The organism is Candidatus Nanopelagicus limnes (assembly GCF_002287885.2).
Classification (GTDB): Bacteria; Actinomycetota; Actinomycetes; order Nanopelagicales; family Nanopelagicaceae; genus Nanopelagicus; species Nanopelagicus limnae.
This window is the reverse complement of record NZ_CP016768.2, coordinates 615,192-639,227: the sequence shown is the minus strand read 5'-3', so window position 1 is coordinate 639,227 and position 24,036 is coordinate 615,192. Positions and strand designations below refer to the sequence as shown.

Below are 24,036 nucleotides of genomic sequence, written 5' to 3'. Positions count from 1 at the left end.
ATTGTTTATGAATAGTTGGCCAAAACCGTTTGTACCATCCTTGATCAATCATGATTTTCCTCCCTTAAACATAAAGGATTCATCAGCAGGATTGATTCAGTTTGAGAAATCTGAAGATTTTCGGATGTATGTTTGTGGCATCACTCCATATGACGCAACCCATTTAGGGCATGCAGCCACATATCTAGCTTTTGATCTTATATATAGATATCAATTTCTGTCTGGTAAAAACATCAAGTTCGTTGAAAACATCACCGATATTGATGATCCACTTTTAGAAAGAGCTAATCGCGATAAAGTGGATTGGTCTGCATTGGCTGATTCGCAAATCAATCTGTTTAAATCAGATATGTCAGCATTACGAGTAATTCCGCCTGAGCAATTTATCAAGGTGACGGAATCATTAACAATCATCGAAGAATTCATAAAGCGCTTAGCGAAGAATGGATATTTATACGAGATTGAGAAAGATTACTATTTTGCTGTTGAACAATTTCTTAATGATTTACCTATGCCAGTTGATGAAGCGGTGAAAGTTTTCTCCGAGCGCGGAGGAGATCCACATAGAGTTGGCAAGAAACATCCATTAGATCCACTTGTTTGGAGCGCGCATGTTGGGAATGAACCGGGATGGGAGAGCAGTTTTGGATTTGGTAGACCAGGTTGGCATGTGGAATGCACGGCAATTGCCTGTCATTATCTTGATGAAAATGAAAAGAATCCAATAGTTTCTCTGCAAGGTGGCGGATCTGATTTGATATTTCCACATCATTTTATGAGTGCGCAGATAATTCAGGCAGCTTATGGACGTAAGTTTTCTGAAAGTTTTGTTCATACCGCAATGATTTCTTTAGATGGTGAAAAAATGAGCAAGTCAAAAGGCAATCTAGTTTTTGTTTCTAAATTACTTGAATCCGGTATAGATCCTATGATTCTAAGGTGGGCTCTACTACGCGGGCATTATCAACAAGATCGTGCATGGAGTAATGAACTTCTTGAAATATCAACTAAAGAAGTTGAACTAGTCAGATCTGCTTTGGCGCAAAGTGAAGTAGCTGATACTGATAATGTGATTAATTTCTTAATTCAAGATATCTCAAATAATCTTGATACGCCTTCTGCTCTAGATCGTTTAACTAAATGGGCCAATTTGTCTCAAAGCAATCCAACTGTTAATCAAAGTGGTTTAATGGCTAGAGCCGTTGATTCCTTGTTGGGTTTAGCACTATAAATCAGCCAGTACCCTGTCTTAATTAAGGTAAACTTATCGAAATGAACTCATTACGCGCCGCATTATCTGAACGCGTAGTTATTGCTGATGGAGCTATGGGCACCATGCTTCAAGCTAGAAATCCTTCTCTTGAAGATTTTCAAAACCACGAAGGTTGTAATGAGATTTTAAATGTTACAAGACCGGATATTGTAAAAGAAGTTCATGCAGAGTATTTAGAAGCAGGTGTTGATGCCATTGAGACAAATACATTTGGTGCCAATTTTGCAAATTTGGCTGAGTACGGAATAGAAGATCGAATCTATGAATTAGCTTTTTCAGGTGCGAAAATAGCCCGGGAAATTGCTGACCAATTCTCAACTCATGATCGTCCGCGATGGGTACTCGGATCTCTTGGACCAGGCACGAAGTTACCAACATTAGGTCATACAACGTATGAGAAATTAAAGGATGCTTACGGCACTGCATCCGACGGATTAATTGCTGGGGGATCTGACGCCCTGTTAGTTGAAACTACTCAAGATTTGCTCCAAGCTAAAGCAGCGGTAAATGGCGCACGGGATGCTATTTCTCGTTCGAAAAAAGATATTGTTTTAATTGCACAAGTTACTGTCGAAACCACTGGAACCATGTTAATGGGATCAGAGATTGGTGCTGCTTTAAATGCGTTAGAGCCTATTGGTATTGATTTAATTGGACTAAATTGCGCTACCGGTCCGGCTGAAATGAGTGAGCATTTACGTGTGTTAAGTAAAGGTGCCACTGTAGGAATATCTGTTATGCCAAATGCGGGATTACCAGTATTAAGTGATGGCGGAGCACATTACCCGTTAGCCCCACTGGAATTAGCTGCAGCCTTAAAAACTTTCGTTAAAGATTATAAAGTAAATCTCGTCGGTGGTTGTTGTGGCACTACTCCTGCACATATGAAAGAGGTAGTTCTAGCTCTGAGTAATACTAAAGTTTCCGGAAGGGAATTCATCCGTGAAAACGGTGCATCTTCACTTTATCAATTCGCTCCATTTAGACAACAGAATACCTATTTATCAATAGGTGAAAAAACAAATGCAAATGGTTCTAGAGTTTTTCGAGATGCGCTATTAGCTGAAGACTGGCAGACCTGTGTTGAGATCGCTAGAGATCAAATACGCGATGGTGCTCACATGCTGGATTTATCAGTTGATTATGTTGGCAGAGATGGCGTTTCAGATATGAAGGAATTGGCATTTAGATTTGCAACCTCATCAACTTTGCCCATAGTTTTAGATTCAACTGAACCAGCAGTTCTTGAGGCTGGTTTAAAGCAACTTGGTGGACGATCAGTTATTAACTCGGTTAATTATGAGGATGGCGATGGACCAACGTCACGTTTTGCCAGAATCATGCCGTTAGTGGTGGAGCATGGCGCAGCGGTAATTGCTTTAACTATCGATGAAGATGGGCAAGCGCGAGATTCTCAGTGGAAACTAAAAGTAGCAAAACGTTTGATAACTGATTTAACCGTTAATTGGGGCATGAGAGTAGAAGATATTTTGATTGATTGCTTAACGTTTCCAATTGCTACTGGTCAAGAGGAAACTAGAAGAGACGGTATTGAAACAATTAATGCAATCAAAGCCCTAAAAGAAGAATATCCGCAGGTTCAAACTACTCTGGGCATAAGTAATGTTTCTTTTGGATTGAATCCAGCAGCTCGAATTGTTCTAAACTCTGTTTTTCTCTCTGAAGCTGTAAAAAGTGGATTAGATTCTGCAATTGTTCATCCATCAAAAATCACTCCAATCAATAGAATTCCTAGCGAGCAATTAGAGGTAGCTCTAGATCTGGTTTATGATCGTCGAAAATTTGATGCTGATGGAAATGTTTCCTACGATCCACTGACTAAATTCTTAGAACTTTTTGAAAACGTGAAGGTAACGACTACTAAAGAAAGCCGTGCGGCTGAATTAGCGGCGCTTCCTCTTGATGAACGCTTGCAACGTCGAATTATCGATGGAGAAAAAGTGGGTCTTAATGAGGACTTAAAGAGTGCTTTAGATTCTGGGATGCCTGCTCTAGCAATTATTAATGAGCATCTTCTATCGGGAATGAAGGTAGTTGGGGAGTTGTTTGGAAAAGGTGAGATGCAATTGCCTTTCGTACTTCAATCAGCTGAAGTAATGAAAAGTGCGGTGGCTTATCTTGAGCCTTTTATAGAAAAAACAGATGATGAGGGCCGTGGAAAAATACTTCTAGCCACAGTCAAGGGTGACGTGCACGATATTGGAAAGAACCTAGTTGACATTATTTTGTCTAATAATGGTTATGAAACTGTGAATATAGGAATTAAGCAAACTGTTAATCAGATCATTGATGCGGCAAATGAAAACAATGTAGACGTGATTGGTATGTCAGGACTTCTTGTGAAATCTACCGTAATCATGAAAGAGAATTTGCAGGAATTGGATTCAAGGGGATTGGGTAAAAAATGGCCAGTGGTTTTAGGTGGCGCAGCTTTGACCAGATCCTTTGTTGAGCAGGATTTGAGTGAACAATTCTCTGGCACTGTTCGTTATGCCAAAGATGCTTTTGAAGGTTTAAAACTTATGGACACATTGATGGGGATTAAAAGAGGAGTTCCTGGCGCAGAATTACCTCCGCTTAAGCAGCGCAGAACTCCTAGAAATTCAAACCTTGCATCCACTGTTATTGATACAAATCGAAGCGATGTAGCTAGTGATAATCCAATACCTGTAGCTCCTTTCTTTGGTTCTAGAGTGGTCAAAGGTGTGGCTCTTGCAGATTATGTTGGAATGTTAGATGAGCGAGCTCTTTTTCTTGGCCAATGGGGATTAAAAGGAAAAGATTTTGAAACTATGGCAAACGAGCAAGGTCGACCGCAATTGCGATCTTTGCTCAATGATGTGCAATCAAAAGGTTGGTTAAATGCTGCAGTAGTTTACGGATACTTTCCGTGCGTAAGCGAGGGTAATGATCTGATAATTCTTCACCATGAAGGACCTTTGAAAGGTGATGAGAGATTGAGATTTTCATTCCCACGTCAAAGCAGGGATCGCAGATTATGTCTGGCCGACTTCTTTAAAAGCAAAGCTAGTGGCGAAATTGATGTCGTGAGCTTCCAAGTAATCACTATGGGTCAATCAATAAGTGATGCGATCACTGAGTTGTTTCAAGCCAATCTTTATCGCGAGTACTTAGAGCTACATGGATTATCTGTGCAATTAACTGAGTCCTTAACCGAACACTGGCATGCTCGAACTCGCGAAGAATTGAAGATCGATGGTTCAGATTCAAAAGATTTAAAGGAAATTTTCGATCAAGGTTATCAAGGGTCACGGTATTCATTCGGTTATCCAGCTTGCCCAGATTTAGAGCAACAAGTTCAAATCTGTGAATTGCTAGATCCCAAACGTATCGGAGTTGAACTCTCTGAAGAGTTCCAACTTCATCCGGAACAATCGACCTCTTCAATAGTTCTTCATCATCCTGAAGCAAAATACTTCAACGCATTATGAGTGCAATACTTTTTGATATGGATGGAACTCTCATCGATTCTGAACCCCTATGGTTCTCTGCTGAGGTTCAGGTTATGGCAGAGCTTGGAGCTATTTGGGAACAGTCTGATCAAATTAATTGTTTGGGTGGGCCAATGGAGCGCACTGAGCGGTATATGCAAGAACGCACAGGAAATATCAAACCATTTGGATATTTCAGTGAACGTTTGGATCTTGTTATGGAAAAGAAATTAGCAAATGAGTTAACTTTTATGCCTAATGCATTGGAATTAACTGCAGACTGTATTTCAGCTGGCATACCGCTGGCATTAGTAACTGCTAGTACAGGAAGGCAGATGCGATCAGTTTTAACAAGATTTCCAAGTAATACATTTAAAGCCACTATTTCCAGAGATGATGTCGCAAATTCAAAACCATTTCCAGATCCTTATTTATTGGCTGCAAAAACAATAGGCGTAGATATATCCAAATGTTTAGTTTTTGAGGATTCACTAACAGGTGTTGAATCAGGTTTAAGCGCAGGAGCTCAGGTAATCGGTATTCCTCATTTGGTAGAAATGAAACCACACTCAAGTTTAAGAATTATCAATTCTTTGGCTGATATAAATTTGGAGCAAATTCTAAATTGGTACCCAAATTTAAGTAGTAAGGTAAGAAACTAATGATTGATAGAAGTTTTAAATATGGAGATCGAGTTCAATTAACCGATGCTAAAGGTAAGTTGTATTCAATTACATTAGCCCAAGGATCAGAATGGCACACCCACAAAGGCATGCTCAAGCATGATGAATTAGTTGGATTACCAGAAGGTTCAATTGTGGCAACCAATCAAGATCTAAAGTTCCAAGCGTTTAGACCTTTGCTTGCTGATTATGTTTTATCTATGCCAAGAGGTGCAACAATTGTTTATCCTAAAGATGCTGCAATGATTCTTGGTGTAGCTGATATAAAGCCAGGCATTAGAGTTTTAGAAGCTGGGGTTGGATCTGGAGCATTAAGCATTTCGCTACTACGTGCAATAGGAGAAGGTGGGGTGTTGCATTCGGTAGAAATTAGAGAAGATTTCGCAGAAATTTCAGAAAAAAATGTGTCATCCTATTTTGGAGGCAAACCTGCGAATTGGAACTTAACTATCGGTGCTTTGCAAGATCAATCGTATGAGGCAGATTTTGACCGAGTTATATTGGACATGCTTTCTCCTTGGGAATGTTTAGATGTTGCTTCAAAAGCCTTAGTTCCTGGGGGAGTTTTTATGGCCTACGTTGCGACAACAACTCAGCTTTCAAAAATTGCAGAAGCGATTAAAGAAAGTGGTAATTTCACTGAGCCTGAATCCTCTGAAAGTATTGTGCGTGGTTGGCATCACGAAGGATTGGCAGTGCGACCACAACATAGAATGATTGGGCACACTGGTTTCTTGATTTTTGCCCGCCGAATGGCTCCTGGTGTTCCAGTTTTACAACGCCGCCGCAGACCGTCAAAAGGTTCTTACGGCGTTATTGAATAACTAAGAAACTTTTATTAAATCAACAACGAAAATTAAAGTTTCATTTGGACCAATTGCTCCACCTGCACCCTGAGATCCATATCCAAGATCTGGTGGAATCACGAGCAGTCTTCGGCCACCCTCTTTCATACCTGGAATGCCTTGTTGCCAGCCCGCAATTACTCCACTTAATGGAAATGTTGCTGTTTGCCCTGAATCCCAGGAAGACTCGACCAAGGTTCCAGAACTCCATGCCATTAATGTGTAATGAACTTCTAAAACAGAAGTTGTGATCGCTTCTTTACCGCTGCCTTCGAAAATATCTTTTGATTGTAAAGTAGATGGGGGATTACCAACAGGAGCTGAAATGGTTGGTTTTGAGTCTTTGCTGCCGGTTACTTCAGGGAAAGATCCTGATGAGGATGAATTTTGATTTACCATGGGATCAACGCCTCCGTCGGTTGTACAGGCTGTTAGAAGCAATATTGCTAGTGAAAGAACAGTAAATTTCTTGAATTTTTGCATACCGAATCTTAGCAAACCTTTTACAAATCGCTAGCCTAAGTCAGTGAGCGATCAAAAAACCGAAAGATTAATCAATTTAACCCTAGCTTTGCTTTCTTCGAAAAGGTACCTCACAAAATCTGAGATATTTAATAATGTTGCAGGCTATTCCGGTTCGCCTGAAACTATGGAACGGATGTTTGAACGAGATAAAGATGAACTGAGAAACTTAGGCATTCGAATTGAGGTTCGTGCCTTGGACCCGCTTTTTGAAGATGATCAAGGCTATTTGATCGATAGTGATACTTTCCAAATCAACCCTAATGATTTCTCTCAAGAAGAGATTTTTCTGTTAACAATGGCTGCCAATCTGTGGCACGGATCTGCACTCCAGAAAGATTCAAAAGCAGCTTTGTTAAAGATCCAATCTCTAGATGGGTTGGTGGCAACTAACACGGTTGCATCACCTGTTATAGAAGATAATGAGGATTCAAAAAAACTTCTGTTGATATTTGATGCGGTTCAGCGCTTCATTACGTTGGAGTTTGAATACAAGGGAACAATTCGGCAAGTAGAACCATACGGTATATATACAAGAAGAGGGTTCTGGTATCTAGCCGCGCAAGAAAACGATATTGTCAAATCATTTAAGGTAGTTCGGATCGGTCAGCAAATTAGAGCCACTAGTAAAGCCCAGGCGTTTGATAAACCTTCCGAATTCAAACTATCAGCGTTTCTAGAGGACATCAATTCTCCAACAACTTCCAAGGCAGAAGTAAGAATTAGAAAGAATCAGGCACTTGCTTTAAGAAAAAGACATAAAGTTGAAGAAGTAGATTCAGAGTGGGATAAGTTGTTTATCGATTACATCTTTGAGGAAGATTTGATTGAGTCTTTGCTTTGGTATGGATCTAATCTTGTAGTGATATCTCCTACGAGTATTCGAAACCAAATTGTTAATCGGGCCAAAGGACTAATGAATGTCTGATACAGCAGCAGTAAGAGCTCTGAGAACTATGGATTTGATTCCATATATCCTGGAGCATCCAGGCATTTCGATCAGTCAGCTAGCGAAAGTCTTTAACGTTACAGAACAAGAAATAGAAAAAGATCTCCAATTAGCCTTTTTGTGTGGACTACCTGGTTACACCCCTTATGAATTGATCGATTTAACATACGAAGACGGAGTAGTTTCAATAATAGATCCACAGGTACTTAACAAACCCCGAAATTTCTCCAGCAATGAAAGAGTAGTTATCGCACTTGGCTTGGAAATTTTGAGAGAAATAAATCAGGCGAATTCTGATAATCTAAGTAAAATAGATAATCTGAGCAAGAAATTTCTGAATAAGAAAGAAGAAGATGCAGTTATCATAGTTGAGCAGAGTTTATCGTTTTTATATCTAAACGTAATCAATCAAGCAATTTCTGAGAATCGAATTATTAAGTTCGACTATCAATCTATTTCTAAAGATGTGTTATCTAGTCGTAAAGTTTCACCTCATAAGCTTTACTTACAAAATGGAAATCTTTATTTGTCTGGTTATGATCACCAAGCACACTCAGATCGAGTCTTTAAAGCCGATCAAATAGTGGACTGCACAATCGGAGATAGAGACCATCCAGAAAAAACAACTTCGCCGCAGCAAGAAGAAACCGTCGAATTAATTATAGATCGTGAAAATATCAATTTCGTTGAGAGAAATTCAACAATAATTGTCGATCAAGAAATAATTAACGGACAATTACATGTAAAACTTCGAGTTAGTAATTTCGACTGGCTCAAGAGAGCTATTCTCAGCAACGCCCCTTCAATTAAAGTGATTTCACCTGAGTTTTTGGCCTCTGAGGTTCAACAAATGGCATCCGACTTGATTTCTGCTTATTCTGAGCAGGGTTAAAATGTGGGGTAGTATGCGCTTATGAATTCACTTAAACCATGGCATTTATTAGTACTAGCAATCGTTTTTTTGATCCTTTTCGGTTCAAAACGTTTGCCAGATTCTGCTCGTTCACTTGGAAGATCTCTTCGTATTTTTAAGAGCGAAGTTCAAGAGATGAACAAAGATGATTCAAAAGAGGATAAAAAAACAGATCCAAGTTCTGAAAAGTAGGTTTCGTGAGTAAGCAGCGTGGCGGCAAAATGCCACTGCTAGATCATCTTCGCGAGTTTCGCAATCGCATGATGAAAGCTTTACTTGGAATCGTTCTAGCAGCGATTGTTGGTTGGTATTTTTATCAGTCCATAATTCGATTATTAACACTTCCTTTTTGCGATTTAGGGACCAATAGCGTTCCCTCAGATGGTAAATGTGGTGATTTGTATGTGAATGGAATTCTTGGACCGTTTAATCTCCAAGTGAAGATCTCTCTGCTAAGTGGAGTGATTTTGGCGGCTCCGATTTGGATTTATCAATTATGGTCTTTTATCACGCCTGCTTTACATCGAAAAGAAAAAAGAATTGCAGTAATTTTCTCATTAATAGCTACGCCGCTATTCGCTACAGGCGCTCTATTGGCATATTTGATTTTGCCTCATGCAGTTGATGTGCTTCTTGGGTTTACGCCCGATAACCTTGGAAATCTTGTTAGATTTGATGAATATCTTGATTTCGTGTTGCGTTTAATTCTTATTTTCGGCATTGCTTTTGTGCTACCACTGTTCTTGGTTGCATTAAATCTACTAGGAGTTGTATCAGGTAGATCTATTCTTAAGCCTTGGCGAACTGCGGTTTTTCTCTGTTTTGTCTTTACAGCAGCCTTTACGCCAACTCCTGATCCGATAACTATGACACTGCTTGCAATTCCCTTGTGCCTTATATATTTTCTAAGCGGGTTATTTGCTTTGCTTACTGATAGAAGAAGGTTTAAGAATACAAATACTAGCCTTGAAGCCTTACCAATAGACAAACCAGAATCAATTTAAATGTGGTTATTAGTATTAAATTCAAAAGCAGGTAAAGGTAAAGCTACTAATCTATGTAGAAGTCTAGAAGTACTTCTTAAGAACAACAATCTGCCATATGAAATAATTAGTAAATCCAACCCTGAAGATACGTCGACAGAACTTCGATTAAAAATATCCGAAGGTAGATTTGAAAGGGTTGTTGCTATTGGGGGCGATGGTTTGGTGAATTTATGCCTTCAGGAGGTTGCAGAACGAGATATCGCTTTGGCAGTAATTCCTGCTGGTACTGGCAATGATTTCGCAAGAGCTGTCGGTTCGCATAAGAAATCAGTCGCAGAGATATTCAACGCGGTTCTATCTCACGAACCTAGCGCAATTGATTTAGGGTTAATAACTGGAGATTTCGGCAAACGTTGGTTCGTGCAAGTATTAAGCACAGGTTTTGATGCTTTGGTTAATAAATTAGCCAATAGAATTTCTTGGCCTAGAGGACAAATAAAATACACATTAGCCACAATATTTACGCTAGCTAGGTTTAAACCAAGCGAGTATGAAATAACGATTGATGATAAGCAGTTCAAGCAAGATTTCATGTTGCTTTCTGTAGCCAATGGTGAAACTTATGGTGGAGGTATGCGAATATGTCCAAACGCTTCCAATTCCGATGGCATTTTCGATATTTTACTTGTTCATCCGGTTTCAAAAATAGTATTGCTCACCATATTCCCAAAGGTCTTTGCTGGTAAGCACATACCTCATCCAAGAATTGAAATAATTAAAGGTCGAAAAGTTCAACTTTCTGCAAACGCATCAGCCTTTGCGGATGGTGAATTCGTTTCAACACTTCCAATAAAGATTGAGAATATTCCGAATGCACTCAAAACTTGGCAAATATAATGACTCTTTCTCCTGCTGAAAGCTACGCATTGCACAAATCCAAAGGTAGGTATCCTAAGACGCAGAAGTTTTCTGAAAGTTTTCCATTCGAGTTAGATCCTTTCCAAATAGATGCTTGCCATGCATTAGAAAATGGAAAAGGGGTGCTAGTCGCTGCTCCCACTGGAGCTGGTAAGACAATTATTGGTGAATTTGCAGTAGACCTAGTTATCAACTCAGGCGGAAAATGTTTTTATACAACACCAATTAAGGCTCTAAGTAATCAGAAATTCACAGAATTATGCGCGAAATATGGTGAATCGAAAATTGGATTACTCACTGGTGACATCTCAATAAATTCTGAAGCTCAGATCGTGATCATGACTACAGAAGTGTTAAGAAACATGATCTATTCCAATTCGAAAACTATAGATGATCTTAAATATGTAGTGATGGATGAGGTTCATTATCTAGCAGATAAGTTCAGGGGAGCGGTTTGGGAAGAAATTCTGATCCATTTATCTGATGCCGTTCAAATAATTTCCCTTTCCGCAACAGTATCAAATGCCGAAGAATTTGGTGAGTGGCTTCAAACAGTTCGCGGTGAAACCGAGGTGATTGTTAGTGAAATCCGACCTGTTCCGCTATATCAACATGTTTTGTTTGGTAATCGTTTAATTGATCTATTTGGCGAAAATCAAAAACTAAATCCAGAATTGACCAGACTTGAACGAGATTCTTATCGTCAAGTACGTGGTAATTGGCGGGATAAACCTAAGGGACCTAAGCCTCTAATGCGCTCAGAGGTTATCGAGAAATTAGATCGGGAAGGATTGCTTCCAGCAATTACCTTCATTTTCTCCAGGAATAACTGTGATGCAGCAGTCCGTCAATGTTTAGCAGCTGGAATAAAGCTAACTAATACTGATGAACGCAAGATTATTCGAAGCGTCATAGCCAAGAATATGAAAAATTTGGCCGAAGAAGATTTAGTTGTACTTGGGTATTACGAATGGGCAGATGCTTTAGAGCGTGGAATAGCTGCGCATCATGCAGGTTTATTGCCAGCGTTCAAAGTAACTGTTGAGGAGTTGTTCCAACAAGGATTAGTTAAGGCAGTTTTCGCTACTGAAACATTAGCTCTAGGCATAAATATGCCAGCACGAACAGTTGTGCTTGAAAAACTCAGTAAATGGAATGGTGAAGGTCATGTGGCAATCTCTCCAGGTGAATACACGCAGTTAACGGGCAGAGCTGGACGTCGTGGAATAGACATCGAAGGTAATGCGGTAATACTTTGGAATAATGATTTAGATTCAACTTCGGTTGGTGGCTTAGCTTCCACGAGAACATATCCACTTAAAAGCTCCTTTAAACCAACATACAACATGAGTATTAACCTAATCTCACAATTTGGTTCAACACGTGCTAGAACTTCACTTGAATCTTCATTAGCGCAGTTCCAAGCAGATAAAGCAGTGGTGGGATTGGCTAAACAGATTAGGAAAAATGAAATTGCACGTGATGATCTATTCAATCAATCTAAATGTGACCAAGGAGATTTCGTTGAGTATTCCAGTATGCGAGCAGCCATCAAGAAATTAGAAACTGATAGTAAACGGAGTAAAAGAAAACGACATGAAATAGAGGAAGAGATAGGCAGTATTCGCAAACGCATGAAGAATCATTCATGCCATGGTTGTCCAGATCGTGAGAATCATTCAAGAATTGCCGAAAGGGCACAACGATTACAGCGTGAAATTGACGGATTAGAAGAACGCATCAACTCTCGCACAAATGTAATTGCTAAACGTTTTGATCGAATTAAGATCATACTGGATAAGTTCGGTTATATAAATAATGATGCAATAGCTCAATCTGGGAAAATGCTAGCAAAAATATATGGCGAAACTGATCTTTTGATAGCGGAATCCATCCAGGCAGGTGTATTTAATCAATTATCTCCAGCAGATTTAGTGGCAGTTATATCTAGTTGTATTTATGAATCAAGAAATGAAGAAGCAGCTAAAGTGCCACGCGGGGAAGTTCAGAATGCATTGGCTGTAATTTCAAAAATTTATGGCAAAATTCATGAAGCAGAGAGTGATTTGAATTTAGAACCTATGCGTTCACCAGATTTCGGTTTTTGTTGGGCATCTCATAAATGGGCCAGCGGTCATTCTCTAACTTCTATATTAAAAGGAAGTGACCTGACAGTTGGGGATTTTGTTCGATCAATGAAACAAATCATAGATTTACTTAGGCAGTTAAGATCTGCAGCACCAGATCTTCAGGTTGTTATCGACCAGGCTTTAGGAAAAATTGATCGTGGCGTCATCGCTTACGCTGGAGCGGCCGTATGACCTTAATGCTTTTAGATAGTGCTTCCCTTTGGTATCGAGCATATTTTGGAATGCCAGACACTTTGGTATCACCATCTGGCATGCCTGTAAATGCTATTCGCGGATATTTAGATATGACATCGCGATTATTAATTAAATACCAGCCCAATCGATTAGTAGCGTGTTTAGAGGGAGATTGGCGTCCATCTTGGCGCGTGGATTTATTTCCTGATTATAAATTAAATCGCCTTGATGACACTGGAGCTGAAGAAGAGCCGGATACATTGGGTCCACAAATACCTGTGTTACTGGATGTTCTAGATGCTCTTGGTATTCCAATGGTAGGCGTTGATGATTATGAGGCTGATGACTTAATGGCCACTTTTAGCGTTAAACAAAATGGTCCTATCAGGATTGTGACTGGGGATCGTGATTTGTTTCAATTAGTTGATGATAAGCGTGATGTAAAAGTTGTTTATTTGGCAAAAGGTATTTCAAACCATGATTTAGTTGACTTGAGTTGGATCGCGAAGAAGTATGAAATTCCTGGGGATCGATACTCTTTGTTTGCAATGATTCGAGGTGATTCATCTGATGGTTTGCCCGGTATTCGTGGCATCGGTGAAAAAGGTGCTGCCACGATCGCTAATCAATTCAAAACCCTGCCAGAAGTTATGTCAGCTGCGAAGTCTGGTGATGAACGATTAACTCCCAATCTTCGCAAAAAATTATTAGAAAGTTCAGATTATGCGCTCATTGCCCCAAAACTAGTTGGTTGTGCAATGGATGTGGCAATCCCCGAGATGAAGATAGATCTTCCTACTAAACCAGTGTCATATGACAAAATTTCAGCTTTAAAAGATGAGTTTGGATTAGGTGCAAGTATTGATCGAATTATGGCTGCTTTGGGTTGGGTATAAATGAGATATCTATTGGCATTATTTTTTGGTGCGTTAACTTCCTTGTCTTTTGAACCATTTGGATTTTGGCCTTTGGCTTTTATTGGATTGGCTGGTTGGTTTTCGCTCCTATCCCGTAATCAATTGAAATCTCGCATTTATATCTCATATCTTTTCGGGGCTGGTTTACTTCTGTTAAATCAACATTGGACGGGCATTTACGTGGGAAATGTTCCTTGGTTGATTTTATGTTTATCGCAAGCATTGATATTTATAGTTCCTGCGTTTTTCGTGAACAAGGGCTCCAAGTACAATCATTATCTTTTCGCTTTGTCTTATGTTTTGACAGAGTTGTTATTAAGAACTGTCCCATTTACTGGTTTTGGTTGGACTCGATTGAGTTTTACGCAAGTAGATTCTCCACTTGCTGGCATATATCCAATCGGAGGAGTTGCCTTAGTTGCGCTGGTACTGGGATTAATAAGTAGTGCACGCAAATTTAGATCCTTAGTTATTGCAGCTTTACTACCGGCGGTGTGTTGGTTCATTCCAACAAATGTTCGAACCCAAGAACCAATATCAATTGCCTTGGTTCAAGGGGGAGTGGTTAATCTTGGTTTAGATTTCAACAGTAAGCCGCAAGAGGTTTTTAGGCGTCATCTTGATCAATCGCTTTCATCAATCAGATCCAACGAGGTTGATTTAATTATTTGGCCAGAGAACTCAGTGGATGTAGATGTGAATACAAACCCGCAAGTTAATGAATCAATTAAGAATTTATCCATGACGTTAAACACTCCCATATTAATCGGAGCTGTTACGAAATCAATGGCAGGTCCAAAAAACCAATCAATTCTATATAATTCAGACAAAGGCCAGATCTATACGAAACGATATCTAACTCCATTTGGTGAATATTTACCGTTGAGATCCGTAGCCGAAAAAGTTTCACAGTATTCGGCTCAGATAACCGATTTTTCGGCAGGGGAGCAGAATGTAGTTTTTGATCTTAACAATAGAAAATTCAATACTTTAATATGCTATGAACTAATCAATGATAGTTTTGTATCAGAAGCTACAAATGATTTCCTAGTGGTGCAAACCAATAACGCAACTTTTGGGAATACTAGTCAGTTAGATCAACAACACAATATTGCCAGAGTGCGGGCATTGGAATCTGCCAGGAATATTGCATATGTTTCTACTACTGGTACAACTTCTTTTATATCATCCCAAGGGAGGATCCTTAGTAGTTTAGATAAGTTCAAACCAGCAACACTTAAGGGTCGAATTAATACTAGTCAAGGTTCTACATACCGTCAGTCTTTAGGTCATCTTGTAGAGCCATTGGCTATAATTGCGTTGCTGGGCTTACTTTTACTAAGAGTTAGGAGAGAATCTTGATCTCAGTATTAGTAGTGGTTCCAACATATAATGAATCTGAAAGTATTAGATCATTGTTATCGCGTTTAGATGCTGCCAGGAATTTAATTTCTAATAGCTTTAACATCGATATTTTGCTGGTAGATGATGATTCACCAGATAGAACAGCTGAAATTGCTAAATCAATGAATTTGCCAGGTTTTTCAATTCTTAATCGCAAAATTAAATCTGGTTTGGGTCCAGCATATTTGGCTGGTTTTAAGCAAGGTTTAACTGGCAGTTACCAGTATTTTGTTGAAATGGATGCGGATTTAAGTCATCAACCCGAACAGTTAGTTGATCTGCTTAATGCTGCATCGAACGACACTTTGGTTATTGGAACCAGGTGGATTCCTGGTGGTTCGGTGGTTAATTGGCCAACACAACGGCGGTGGATTTCTAAAATGGGTACTGGATATGCAGCATTCGCCCTGAAATTACCTTATAAAGATCTAACATCTGGGTACCGAGTTATTCCTCGGACCTTTCTAGAGAAGTTAAATTTTGAAGAAATTGAAACTAGAGGATATGGTTTTCAAATAGAGATGGCGTTAAAAGCAATTACGGCTGGATTTAGAATAAAGCAGATCCCGATTACCTTCGTCGAACGTGAGAATGGGTATTCAAAGATGAGCCTTGCAATCATTTGGGAGGCTTGGTCAATGGTCACAATCTGGGCTATTCGACGCTTGGTATACCGCCGATAATCCACATTATGTAAAGTAATAAAGATCTAGTTAGAAGCTAACTCCTCGATCGGCAAACAACTGCACACCAGATTCCTATCCCCATAAACACCATCTATGCGGCCAACTGTAGGCAAATATTTACCACCTCTTCCAATTCCAAAACTTTCACCATTTGGAAAAGCACCTGATTGACGTGAATACTTTCGATCCCAATCATCTCTTACTAGATCACCCATTGTGTGAGGTGCGTGGCGCAATGGAGAATCCTCAACGGTAATCTCACCTGATTCAATCTGAGTAATCTCACCTCTTATGCTTTCCATAGCCGCTAAAAACCGATCTAGCTCTCTGACATCTTCAGATTCAGTTGGTTCAATCATCATTGTTCCAGCAACTGGGAAACTCACTGTTGGCGCATGGAAACCATGATCCATTAAACGCTTGGCAACATCATCAACTGTTACGCCAGTTTTCTTGGTTATCTCTCGCAGATCGATTATGCATTCGTGTGCGATATGACCATTCTGTCCGCGGTAAAGCACTGGGAAAAGTGGATCTATTTTCTTAGCTAGATAATTGGCAGATAAAATAGCAACTTCTGTTGCTTTGGTTAAACCTGCGCCTCCCATCATTCGGATATACATCCAAGAGATAGGCAGAATTGAAGCTGAACCAAATGGCGCACTAGAAACTGGACCTGGTCCAGTAGCAGGGCCGGCTAACTTGTTTGCTGGATGGTTAGGTAAGAATGGTGCAAGGTGAGATCGAGCAATTACCGGTCCAACTCCTGGTCCCCCACCTCCATGTGGAATACAAAAGGTTTTATGTAAATTCAAATGCGAAACATCGGCGCCGAATTTTCCTGGTTTTGCAACGCCAACAAGTGCGTTCAAGTTAGCACCATCAACATACACCTGACCACCAGCATCATGAATCATCTCGCAAATTTGAGAAATCGCTGATTCAAATACACCATGAGTTGAAGGATAGGTAACCATCAAGGCAGCTAGAGTTTCTTTGTACTGCTCAATCTTAATTTTTAAATCATCAATGCTTACATTTCCATTTTCATCACAAGCAATCACAATAACTTTCATACCAGCCATTACCGCGCTTGCCGCATTTGTTCCATGAGCACTTGATGGAATCAGACAAATATCTCTTGATTGTTCACCCTTACTATCAAGATAGTTTCTAATTGCTAATAAACCAGCAAACTCCCCTTGTGACCCAGCATTTGGCTGTAATGAAACTGCGTCATATCCAGTAACTGAGACTAACCATTTACTTAGCGACTCAATTAATTGCGTATATCCAGCAGATTGATCAATTGGCGCGAAAGGATGTATCGAGTTAAATGAAGGCCAAGTAACCGGAATCATTTCTGAAGTTGCATTTAATTTCATAGTACATGAACCAAGAGGAATCATAGTTCGATCTAGTGCCAAGTCACGATCAGAAAGGGTTCTTATATACCTAAGCATTGCGGTTTCAGAGTGATAAGTATTAAAAATCGGATGAGTTAGAAAATCACTAGCACGATTCAGATTTGAAACAATTTTCTTAATTGGATTGCTTTTAGCATTGAATAGATTGAGTAGATCATTCAAATCTGCTGGCGCGCTCTGTTCGTCAAAGCTGACGGCTAAATGCTCCTTATCAACTAATCTTAAGTTAATCCCTTGGCTTAATGCCGCCTCATAAATCTGAGTAGCATCCTTGGTATTCACTAAAACAGTGTCAAAAATTTCATAATTGCCAACGGAGTAATTTGATTCCTGCAATGAATTCCTAAAATCATAAGCCTGCTTTTGAATATTTGTTGCTATTGTTTTCAAACCCGATGGACCATGCCACATTGCATAAAAGGCTGATATCACTGCAAGTAAAACTTGCGCTGTACATATATTAGACGTCGCCTTATCGCGACGAATATGCTGCTCTCGTGTTTGCAGAGCTAATCTGAAAGCTAAATTGCCGTGCGAATCTACTGATTGACCTACTAATCTTCCTGGTAGAGATCTTTCTAATCCATTCCTTACCGCCATAAAGCCTGCGTGCGGACCGCCAAATCCAACCGGCACACCAAAACGTTGAGCAGAACCCATAGCGATATCAGCCCCGCACTCCCCTGGAGATTTAAAGAGCGTTAAAGCCAAGAGATCACAATCAATGATTGCTAGAGCATTCTTAGCCTGAATTTTCTCAATTATCGGTTTGATGTTTTTTACTTCACCAGTTGAGTTCGGGTAGGCAATTAACGCTGCAAATATCTCTTCATTTATCTCAGATTTAAAATCACTCTCAATTACCTTGATTTTTAATGGTTTCGCTCTAGTTTCAATCACAGCTTTAACATGTGGATGCAAGTTTGCATCAATTGCAAATGCAGCTTCATCACTGCCTTGCCAAACACGACGAGCGAGTGTCATAGCCTCTGCCGCGGCAGTTGCTTCATCAAGCATTGATGCATTAGCAATTGCAAGCCCAGTTAAATCTGTGACCGCAGTTTGAAATGCAAAAATAGCTTCTAATCTTCCTTGGCTAATTTCAGGTTGATATGGTGTGTAAGCGGTGTACCAGCCAGGATTTTCTAGTACATTTCTTAAAATCACATTTGGGGTAATTGTTCCGTAGTACCCAGCGCCAATAAAATTCTTCATTATTTTGTTCTGCGATGCAATCTCTTTAATCTCAGTTAATGCATCCACTTCAGAAATACCATTAGGTAGTGATTTTTCAATTTCACCCTTAATATGGATATTTGCAGGCACTACTGATTTAACAAAAGAATCTAAATCCTTAAAACCAAGTTCAAGGAGCATGGTTTGTATTTGATATTGGTTTGGACCAATATGACGATCAACAAAATCTGACCGATGACTCATCACTCCCCCTTGGCTTTATCTTGCGGGAAGTAATTTTAGTAGTTTTAGGCGCCTTTAAGCTTCCTGCGTTGAGCTAACTCATCGTTAGATTCACCACTTACAACCAAAGAACCATCTTCCAGGCTCTCACCTTGCAGGTTAGATAGGGAGCCTTCAACCTCGCTCCATACTTTACCAATCGCAATTCCAAATACGCCTTGACCACCTTGTAGTAAATCCACAATTTCGTCCGGGCTAGTGCATTCATAAATCGAAGCACCATCGCTCATAAGTGTGATTGATTCAAGGTCTGAAACACCACGTGATCGAAGATGTTCAACAGCAGTTCTAATGTTTTGCAGAGAAACGCCAGTATCTAATAAACGTTTAACAATTTTTAAAACCAAAATATCGCGGAAGCTATAAAGTCTTTGTGAGCCAGAACCGGCGGCTCCCCTAACACCTGGTTCAACTAAACCAGTACGTGCCCAATAATCTAGTTGACGATAAGAAATGCCGGCAGCAACACATGCAGTTGCGCCTCGATAGCCGATGTCAGAAGAGAAGTTCATGGGGACTCAATTCTATGGGGAAGGCTTAATTGTAGAAGAGGCAGGCTCGTGATCGGTTGACCGACACGGGCAAACTCAACCCTAGGTTCAGGGTTGGACTTATCCGAGGAAATCTTCTGGATTGATCTGGTCTAAGAACTCCTTAAAACGTTCAACCTCATCCTCGGCCTGATCAGGGATCTCAATTCCAGCATCAATCAACAGTTGCTCACTGGCCAATATAGGAGCACCTACTCGAAGAGCTAGCGCAATCGCATCACTTGGTCTGGCAGAAACATTTGGACCATCTTGAAAGTTGAGTTGGGCGTAAAAAATCCCATCTTTTAGCTCAGTCAAGTACACCGTATTCAACTTTGCCCCTAATTCACCTAGAACATCTTTAAAAAGATCATGAGTTAGCGGCCTTGGTGGTTTCACATCCTGCTGAGCAAAAGCTATTGCTGTTGCTTCAACTGCTCCTAGCCAAATTGGTAAATATCTAACGCCATCCAACTCTTTTAACAAAACAATCGGTTGATTGGAAGGCATTTCAACTCTAACGCCCATAACTTCAACTGGGTGGTAGTTACTCATTTTATTGAAAGTAAAATTACTTTGCGCGGTGCAAGCCAGCACGCACTAAAGATGCATGCAAGCGAATAGAAAGTGATGCTAACTCACGCTCTACCTCTTCAGCTCTTGCTTTAGCCTCAGATCCTTTTTGACGAAGCAATGGCGTTGTCACCTGTTCAACTAAACCGATTTCACGATCTGCAGCTGTTTTAAATGCACGTAGATGACGTGCACCAATTCCAAAAGCAGATATTTCAGCCACTGCTTTGGCCACCGCTAAAGCATCTGAATCAAAATGACGGCCACGAATAGCGATTAATCCATATGATTCTATTTCAGTTAACTGCTCTTCAGTTAAATTTGATGCAGATAACAATTCGGACCTTGTCAGTCTTAGATCATTATCACTTGCAAACTGATCAGATGTCAGAACTCCATCATTGGAGGCAAGACGAGGTGAGGCAACTCCCCCAACCACCTTTGCTGGCGTTAATCCTCGATCCATTGCATCTAAATTCTCTTTGATTACTTTTAATGGCAAGTATTGATCGCGCTGAGCCAACAAAACAAATCGCAGGCGCTCTAAATCATTAGTTGTAAATTTACGATAGCCACTAGGTGTTCTTTGTGGCTCAATCAGACCTTCAGATTCTAAAAATCGAATCTTAGAAATCGTGATGTCTGAGAACTCAGTTCGCAAACGAGATAAAACTTCGCCAATGCTTAAGTAGGCTCTTGCCGGAACGCTCATTATTTATCTCCTATAAACAAAGTTAAATGATATTTACCTATCTGTATTTCATCTCCAGCACTTACTTTGCTATCTCGAACAGCGATTGCATTGAGATATGTTCCATTCAAACTGCCTAAATCCTTGATGCTGTAACCATCTTTTTTACTAATCATCGCGTGTGAACGTGAAACTGTGATGTCATCTAATTGAATCTCATTTGTAGTATCTCGACCAATCTTAGTTTCAGCTGCATCTAATAAGAACCTAGCTCCAACTCCAGCACCTTTTAGAACCAATAAAATTCCTTCACCTTTAGGAAGGTTTGACACAACATTTTTCTGTTCAATAGTTAAAGATTTAAGCAGATCTTCAGAAAGTCCAGCCTGTGGAATCGATCTTAATTGACGCAAATTTAAGGTAGAGGTTAGATCTTTTGGCGGTGTTGCTTTGTCTGCCATATCTCCCCCAAACCAGATTACCGTCAACTAGAGGCTCACACTATTGGTTTGGTTAATGGTGGTCAAGCGGTCAAAGTTTGATATTCCTGTGCTGAAAGTAGTACTTCTTGCAAGGAATCGGTGGAGATTTCAATTTCTGCGATCCAACCAGCGCCGTAAGGGTCAGCGTTGATAATTTCTGGATTGCTTTCCAATTTTTCGTTAACTAAAACTACTTTACCGGTAATCGGAGCATATATTTCTGAAACCGACTTAGTTGATTCCACCTCACCACAAACGCTATTTGCATTCACAGAAGAACCGTTTTTAGGAAGTTGAATATAAACGATGTCCCCTAAAGCAGATTGTGCGTAATCAGTAATACCGATTCTAAACTTGGTAGCCGAAATTTCTTGAATCCACTCATGCTCTTTGGTGTATTTAAGTTCAGCTGGTACTGATGACATTTGCTTCCTATCTATCTACTGGTCGTTTGAGACCTTTTACAAAGTACTGAATACCTGTATAAAAGTACAGGCTGATTCCCCAGATAGCAAAGGCCCACCCAGCTCGGTAACACCAGATTCCGATTACATCAATATCGGCCAACAATAAGAAGGGAAATGCGTATAAGAGATTAAATGTTGCAGCCTTACCAAGGAAGGTCACTTCTAGATAGGTGATCCCTCTTAAGCGTTGACTGATCACAACAAGTAAAAGGATTAGATCTCTGGCAATGATTGAGATCACCAACCACCAAGGCAGATAATCCTTAATCGCAAAAGCAATGATCACCGCTGCTATGTAAAGACGATCAACTGTTGGATCAAACTTGGCCCCAAAATCCGAGGTTTGATTCAAGGCTCTAGCAATTTTTCCATCCAAATAATCAGTTATTGCGCCAATTGTTATAACCAGAAAACTTGCTACAGGCTGCTCTATCACCAGGAATAGATATAGAAAAAGTGGAACGCCAAGAGCACGCAATAAGGTCAGGGCATTTGGAATATTAAGCATCATCACGCTCCTTCAACTTCACAGCAACTTCAATTGGAGTTCCGTCAAAGCCAAAAACCTCTCTAAGCCTTCTTTCAATAAAACGTCGGTAGGCACTCTCAAGAAACCCATTGGCGAAAACCACAAATTTAGGTGGGCAAGTACCTGCTTGAGTAGCGAATTTAATTTTTGGCTGTTTTCCGCCACGCACAGGTGGTGGATTGGCTGCCACCAACTCCCCTAAGAATGCATTTAGCTTTGCTGTTGGGATTCGCTTCTCCCAGTTAGTTAACGCAGTTCGCAAAGCAGGGGCCAAACGGTCTCGATGCCATCCAGTTTTTGCAGAGAGATTCACTCTTTGTGCCCACGGATATCGCTCTAGTTGTCTTTCGATTTCCCGGTCTAACACCAGCTGACGTTCCTCATCAACTAAGTCCCACTTATTCATAACAATTACCAATGCTTTACCTGCTTCATCAGCCATTGAAACTATTCGAATATCTTGTTCAGTTAAAATTTGAGATGCATCAAAGATTACCAATGCAACTTCAGCACGGTCTAAGGCGATGGCTGTACGAAGTGATGCGTAGTAATCGGTACCGCTGGCTTGATGAGCTCTACGTCTTATTCCAGCCGTGTCGATAAATCTCCAAGTTGATCCACCAAAATCAATTAACTCATCCACCGCGTCTCGCGTTGTACCTTCAGCATCATCAACTAAAACTCTTGGCGATCCTGCAAGAACATTTAACAAACTTGATTTACCCACATTTGGTCGACCAACTAAAGCAACCCGGCGATAACCATCATCTACTTGAGCAGTACCAACTTCCGGTAACTGAGCAATTAAAAGATCTAGTAAATCTCCACTGCCTCTTCCATGTAAAGCTGAAACAAATCTAGGCTCACCTAATCCCAGATTCCACAGTGCGTAACCATCCGCCTCATCCTCTGCGTTATCAATTTTATTTGCAACCAAAATAACTTTTTTTCCACTTTTTCGAAGCAAATCAACTAGTGATTGATCTTCATCTAACGCGCCAACTTGAACATCAACAACAAACATAACCAGATCTGCTTCCCTGATTGCTGCTTCTGCTCCGGCTGTAATCTTTTCTGAGATGCCTTCTGGCTTAACCTCCCAGCCTCCGGTATCAATCAAGAAAAATCTTCTGCCATTCCATTCAGCTTCATACTTGACGCGATCTCGGGTTACACCAGGGGTATCTTCAACAATAGCCTCGCGGCGACCAATCATTCGATTTACCAATGTAGATTTTCCAACATTAGGACGACCGATTACAGCAATGGTTGGTAGACCCAACAGATTACGTTGCTTCAACCATTTCCAAACTTGATCCACAACTTCTTGAAGGGATAATCTGGTTGAATCAATAACTGCAGCGTCCTCTGCTTGCGTTAGAGGTGAAACGGCTCTAGTTGAATCAATCTCATCCCTACTAGCTAGTGATTTTCCTATCTCGCTGCGATCAATATTTTCAATCATTTCATTCTCGCGACGTTGAGCTCTTTCATCAATATCGGCATGTAAATAGATTTTTAACTGCGCATGAGGGGCCACAACCGTTCCGATATCTCTTCCTTCAACCACTATTCCAATTGGCGCATCTGCAATGTATTTTCTTTGAAGTTCCAGTAACACCTTTCTTACTGTGGGCATAGCACTTACATTGCTTACAAAATCATTAATCCTTTGCAATCGTATCTCGCTAGACACATCTTTTTCGTTTACAAATATTTTTGGATCTGCAGGATTAGTATCAAAAACTATTGCATTTGATTCTAAAGATCTTATGATCTCATCTTCAGATTCAATCTTATTTTCCAGTGCTAAATATGTAACTGCACGGTATAAAGCGCCGGTATCGAGATAACTCCAATTAGCACGAAGGGCTATCGCTTTGGCAGTTGATGATTTTCCAGAGCCACTTGGACCATCTATCGCTAATACTAGATTGGGCATGAGGCAAGTCTATCTTTAGTAAT

The 24,036-nt window shown here is 40.2% G+C and carries 22 protein-coding genes; 13 read left to right on the top strand and 9 right to left on the bottom strand.

Annotated elements, in window-relative coordinates:
- The first annotated feature begins 7 nt into the window (after positions 1–7).
- From B1s21122_RS03170 to B1s21122_RS03155, 4 genes are read left to right on the top strand one after another with little or no spacing between them, the layout of a single operon-like run.
- A complete protein-coding gene (locus B1s21122_RS03170; RefSeq protein WP_095680673.1) occupies positions 8–1,231 on the top strand; it encodes a class I tRNA ligase family protein in 1,224 nt (407 codons plus the stop codon).
- Positions 1,232–1,272: 41 nt separating this feature from the next.
- Positions 1,273–4,746: a methionine synthase gene (metH, locus tag B1s21122_RS03165; protein ID WP_095680674.1), complete on the top strand. Its 3,474-nt coding sequence runs from the start codon at positions 1,273–1,275 to the stop codon at positions 4,744–4,746.
- Positions 4,743–5,408, top strand: a complete 666-nt coding sequence (locus B1s21122_RS03160; protein WP_095680675.1) for an HAD family hydrolase — start codon at positions 4,743–4,745, stop codon at positions 5,406–5,408. The genes metH and B1s21122_RS03160 overlap by 4 nt, the downstream gene beginning before the upstream one ends.
- On the top strand, positions 5,408–6,253 hold the full coding sequence (locus B1s21122_RS03155; RefSeq protein WP_095680676.1) for a tRNA (adenine-N1)-methyltransferase: 846 nt from the start codon (positions 5,408–5,410) through the stop codon (positions 6,251–6,253). The genes B1s21122_RS03160 and B1s21122_RS03155 overlap by 1 nt, the downstream gene beginning before the upstream one ends.
- Here B1s21122_RS03155 and B1s21122_RS03150 read toward each other — a convergent pair whose 3' ends face one another.
- Positions 6,254–6,757, bottom strand: a complete 504-nt coding sequence (locus B1s21122_RS03150; protein ID WP_223299033.1) for an FKBP-type peptidyl-prolyl cis-trans isomerase — start codon at positions 6,755–6,757, stop codon at positions 6,254–6,256.
- 43 nt (positions 6,758–6,800) lie between these two features.
- Here B1s21122_RS03150 and B1s21122_RS03145 point away from each other — a divergent pair, with 43 nt between their 5' ends.
- From B1s21122_RS03145 to B1s21122_RS03105, 9 genes are read left to right on the top strand one after another with little or no spacing between them, the layout of a single operon-like run.
- Positions 6,801–7,724 carry a helix-turn-helix transcriptional regulator gene (locus B1s21122_RS03145; protein WP_095680677.1) on the top strand — a complete coding sequence of 308 codons (924 nt, stop codon included), beginning with the start codon at positions 6,801–6,803 and terminating at the stop codon, positions 7,722–7,724.
- On the top strand, positions 7,717–8,637 hold the full coding sequence (locus B1s21122_RS03140) for a helix-turn-helix transcriptional regulator (protein ID WP_095680678.1): 921 nt from the start codon (positions 7,717–7,719) through the stop codon (positions 8,635–8,637). Before B1s21122_RS03145 ends, B1s21122_RS03140 begins: the two co-directional genes overlap by 8 nt.
- A 21-nt stretch (positions 8,638–8,658) precedes the next feature.
- A complete protein-coding gene (tatA, locus tag B1s21122_RS03135; RefSeq protein ID WP_095680679.1) occupies positions 8,659–8,850 on the top strand; it encodes a Sec-independent protein translocase subunit TatA in 192 nt (63 codons plus the stop codon).
- Positions 8,851–8,855: 5 nt separating this feature from the next.
- Positions 8,856–9,662 carry a twin-arginine translocase subunit TatC gene (gene tatC / locus B1s21122_RS03130; RefSeq protein WP_095680680.1) on the top strand — a complete coding sequence of 269 codons (807 nt, stop codon included), beginning with the start codon at positions 8,856–8,858 and terminating at the stop codon, positions 9,660–9,662.
- Positions 9,663–10,541 (top strand): diacylglycerol/lipid kinase family protein, encoded by an 879-nt coding sequence (locus B1s21122_RS03125; RefSeq protein WP_095680681.1) that lies wholly within the window; start codon positions 9,663–9,665, stop codon positions 10,539–10,541.
- Positions 10,541–12,883, top strand: coding sequence for a DEAD/DEAH box helicase (locus B1s21122_RS03120; protein WP_095680682.1), 2,343 nt, complete (start codon positions 10,541–10,543; stop codon positions 12,881–12,883). Before B1s21122_RS03125 ends, B1s21122_RS03120 begins: the two co-directional genes overlap by 1 nt.
- Positions 12,880–13,782, top strand: a complete 903-nt coding sequence (locus tag B1s21122_RS03115; protein WP_095680683.1) for a 5'-3' exonuclease — start codon at positions 12,880–12,882, stop codon at positions 13,780–13,782. Before B1s21122_RS03120 ends, B1s21122_RS03115 begins: the two co-directional genes overlap by 4 nt.
- Positions 13,783–15,165 carry an apolipoprotein N-acyltransferase gene (gene lnt / locus B1s21122_RS03110; RefSeq protein WP_095680684.1) on the top strand — a complete coding sequence of 461 codons (1,383 nt, stop codon included), beginning with the start codon at positions 13,783–13,785 and terminating at the stop codon, positions 15,163–15,165.
- Positions 15,162–15,890 (top strand): polyprenol monophosphomannose synthase, encoded by a 729-nt coding sequence (locus tag B1s21122_RS03105; protein WP_095680685.1) that lies wholly within the window; start codon positions 15,162–15,164, stop codon positions 15,888–15,890. The genes lnt and B1s21122_RS03105 overlap by 4 nt, the downstream gene beginning before the upstream one ends.
- Positions 15,891–15,916: 26 nt before the next feature.
- Here B1s21122_RS03105 and gcvP read toward each other — a convergent pair whose 3' ends face one another.
- The 8 genes from gcvP to der all read right to left on the bottom strand — a co-directional run bounded on the left by gcvP (position 15,917) and on the right by der (position 24,013).
- Complete coding sequence (gcvP, locus tag B1s21122_RS03100) at positions 15,917–18,760, bottom strand: aminomethyl-transferring glycine dehydrogenase (RefSeq protein ID WP_095680686.1); 2,844 nt, start codon at positions 18,758–18,760, stop codon at positions 15,917–15,919.
- Between the two features lie 44 nt (positions 18,761–18,804).
- The gene (locus B1s21122_RS03095; protein ID WP_095680687.1) at positions 18,805–19,311 is read right to left on the bottom strand and encodes a MerR family transcriptional regulator; all 507 of its coding nucleotides are present in this window, start codon (positions 19,309–19,311) and stop codon (positions 18,805–18,807) included.
- A 99-nt stretch (positions 19,312–19,410) separates the two neighbouring features.
- A complete protein-coding gene (locus B1s21122_RS03090) occupies positions 19,411–19,884 on the bottom strand; it encodes a bifunctional nuclease family protein (protein ID WP_095680688.1) in 474 nt (157 codons plus the stop codon).
- 16 nt (positions 19,885–19,900) lie between these two features.
- Positions 19,901–20,614, bottom strand: coding sequence for a transcriptional regulator FtsR (gene ftsR, locus B1s21122_RS03085; protein WP_095680689.1), 714 nt, complete (start codon positions 20,612–20,614; stop codon positions 19,901–19,903).
- Entirely contained in the window at positions 20,614–21,054 is a 441-nt protein-coding gene (locus tag B1s21122_RS03080; RefSeq protein ID WP_095680690.1) for an FHA domain-containing protein, read from the bottom strand. Before B1s21122_RS03080 ends, ftsR begins: the two co-directional genes overlap by 1 nt.
- 62 nt (positions 21,055–21,116) lie before the next feature.
- Entirely contained in the window at positions 21,117–21,500 is a 384-nt protein-coding gene (gene gcvH, locus B1s21122_RS03075) for a glycine cleavage system protein GcvH (RefSeq protein ID WP_095680691.1), read from the bottom strand.
- A 7-nt stretch (positions 21,501–21,507) separates the two neighbouring features.
- A complete protein-coding gene (locus B1s21122_RS03070) occupies positions 21,508–22,053 on the bottom strand; it encodes a CDP-alcohol phosphatidyltransferase family protein (RefSeq protein WP_223299091.1) in 546 nt (181 codons plus the stop codon).
- Positions 22,043–24,013: a ribosome biogenesis GTPase Der gene (gene der, locus B1s21122_RS03065; RefSeq protein ID WP_095680693.1), complete on the bottom strand. Its 1,971-nt coding sequence runs from the start codon at positions 24,011–24,013 to the stop codon at positions 22,043–22,045. The genes B1s21122_RS03070 and der overlap by 11 nt, the downstream gene beginning before the upstream one ends.
- Positions 24,014–24,036 lie beyond the last annotated feature (23 nt).

Excerpts from the sequence above, each read along its gene's own strand:
- B1s21122_RS03170 (WP_095680673.1), top strand. The coding sequence starts at position 8 with ATGAATAGTTGGCCAAAACCGTTTGTACCATCCTTGATCAATCATGAT.
- metH (WP_095680674.1), top strand. The coding sequence starts at position 1,273 with ATGAACTCATTACGCGCCGCATTATCTGAACGCGTAGTTATTGCTGAT.
- B1s21122_RS03160 (WP_095680675.1), top strand. The coding sequence starts at position 4,743 with ATGAGTGCAATACTTTTTGATATGGATGGAACTCTCATCGATTCTGAA.
- B1s21122_RS03155 (WP_095680676.1), top strand. The coding sequence starts at position 5,408 with ATGATTGATAGAAGTTTTAAATATGGAGATCGAGTTCAATTAACCGAT.
- B1s21122_RS03150 (WP_223299033.1), bottom strand. The coding sequence starts at position 6,757 with ATGCAAAAATTCAAGAAATTTACTGTTCTTTCACTAGCAATATTGCTT.
- B1s21122_RS03140 (WP_095680678.1), top strand. The coding sequence starts at position 7,717 with ATGTCTGATACAGCAGCAGTAAGAGCTCTGAGAACTATGGATTTGATT.
- tatA (WP_095680679.1), top strand. The coding sequence starts at position 8,659 with ATGAATTCACTTAAACCATGGCATTTATTAGTACTAGCAATCGTTTTT.
- B1s21122_RS03125 (WP_095680681.1), top strand. The coding sequence starts at position 9,663 with ATGTGGTTATTAGTATTAAATTCAAAAGCAGGTAAAGGTAAAGCTACT.
- B1s21122_RS03120 (WP_095680682.1), top strand. The coding sequence starts at position 10,541 with ATGACTCTTTCTCCTGCTGAAAGCTACGCATTGCACAAATCCAAAGGT.
- B1s21122_RS03115 (WP_095680683.1), top strand. The coding sequence starts at position 12,880 with ATGACCTTAATGCTTTTAGATAGTGCTTCCCTTTGGTATCGAGCATAT.
- lnt (WP_095680684.1), top strand. The coding sequence starts at position 13,783 with ATGAGATATCTATTGGCATTATTTTTTGGTGCGTTAACTTCCTTGTCT.
- gcvP (WP_095680686.1), bottom strand. The coding sequence starts at position 18,760 with ATGAGTCATCGGTCAGATTTTGTTGATCGTCATATTGGTCCAAACCAA.
- B1s21122_RS03095 (WP_095680687.1), bottom strand. The coding sequence starts at position 19,311 with ATGAACTTCTCTTCTGACATCGGCTATCGAGGCGCAACTGCATGTGTT.
- B1s21122_RS03090 (WP_095680688.1), bottom strand. The coding sequence starts at position 19,884 with ATGAGTAACTACCACCCAGTTGAAGTTATGGGCGTTAGAGTTGAAATG.
- ftsR (WP_095680689.1), bottom strand. The coding sequence starts at position 20,614 with ATGAGCGTTCCGGCAAGAGCCTACTTAAGCATTGGCGAAGTTTTATCT.
- B1s21122_RS03080 (WP_095680690.1), bottom strand. The coding sequence starts at position 21,054 with ATGGCAGACAAAGCAACACCGCCAAAAGATCTAACCTCTACCTTAAAT.
- gcvH (WP_095680691.1), bottom strand. The coding sequence starts at position 21,500 with ATGTCATCAGTACCAGCTGAACTTAAATACACCAAAGAGCATGAGTGG.
- B1s21122_RS03070 (WP_223299091.1), bottom strand. The coding sequence starts at position 22,053 with ATGATGCTTAATATTCCAAATGCCCTGACCTTATTGCGTGCTCTTGGC.
- der (WP_095680693.1), bottom strand. The coding sequence starts at position 24,013 with ATGCCCAATCTAGTATTAGCGATAGATGGTCCAAGTGGCTCTGGAAAA.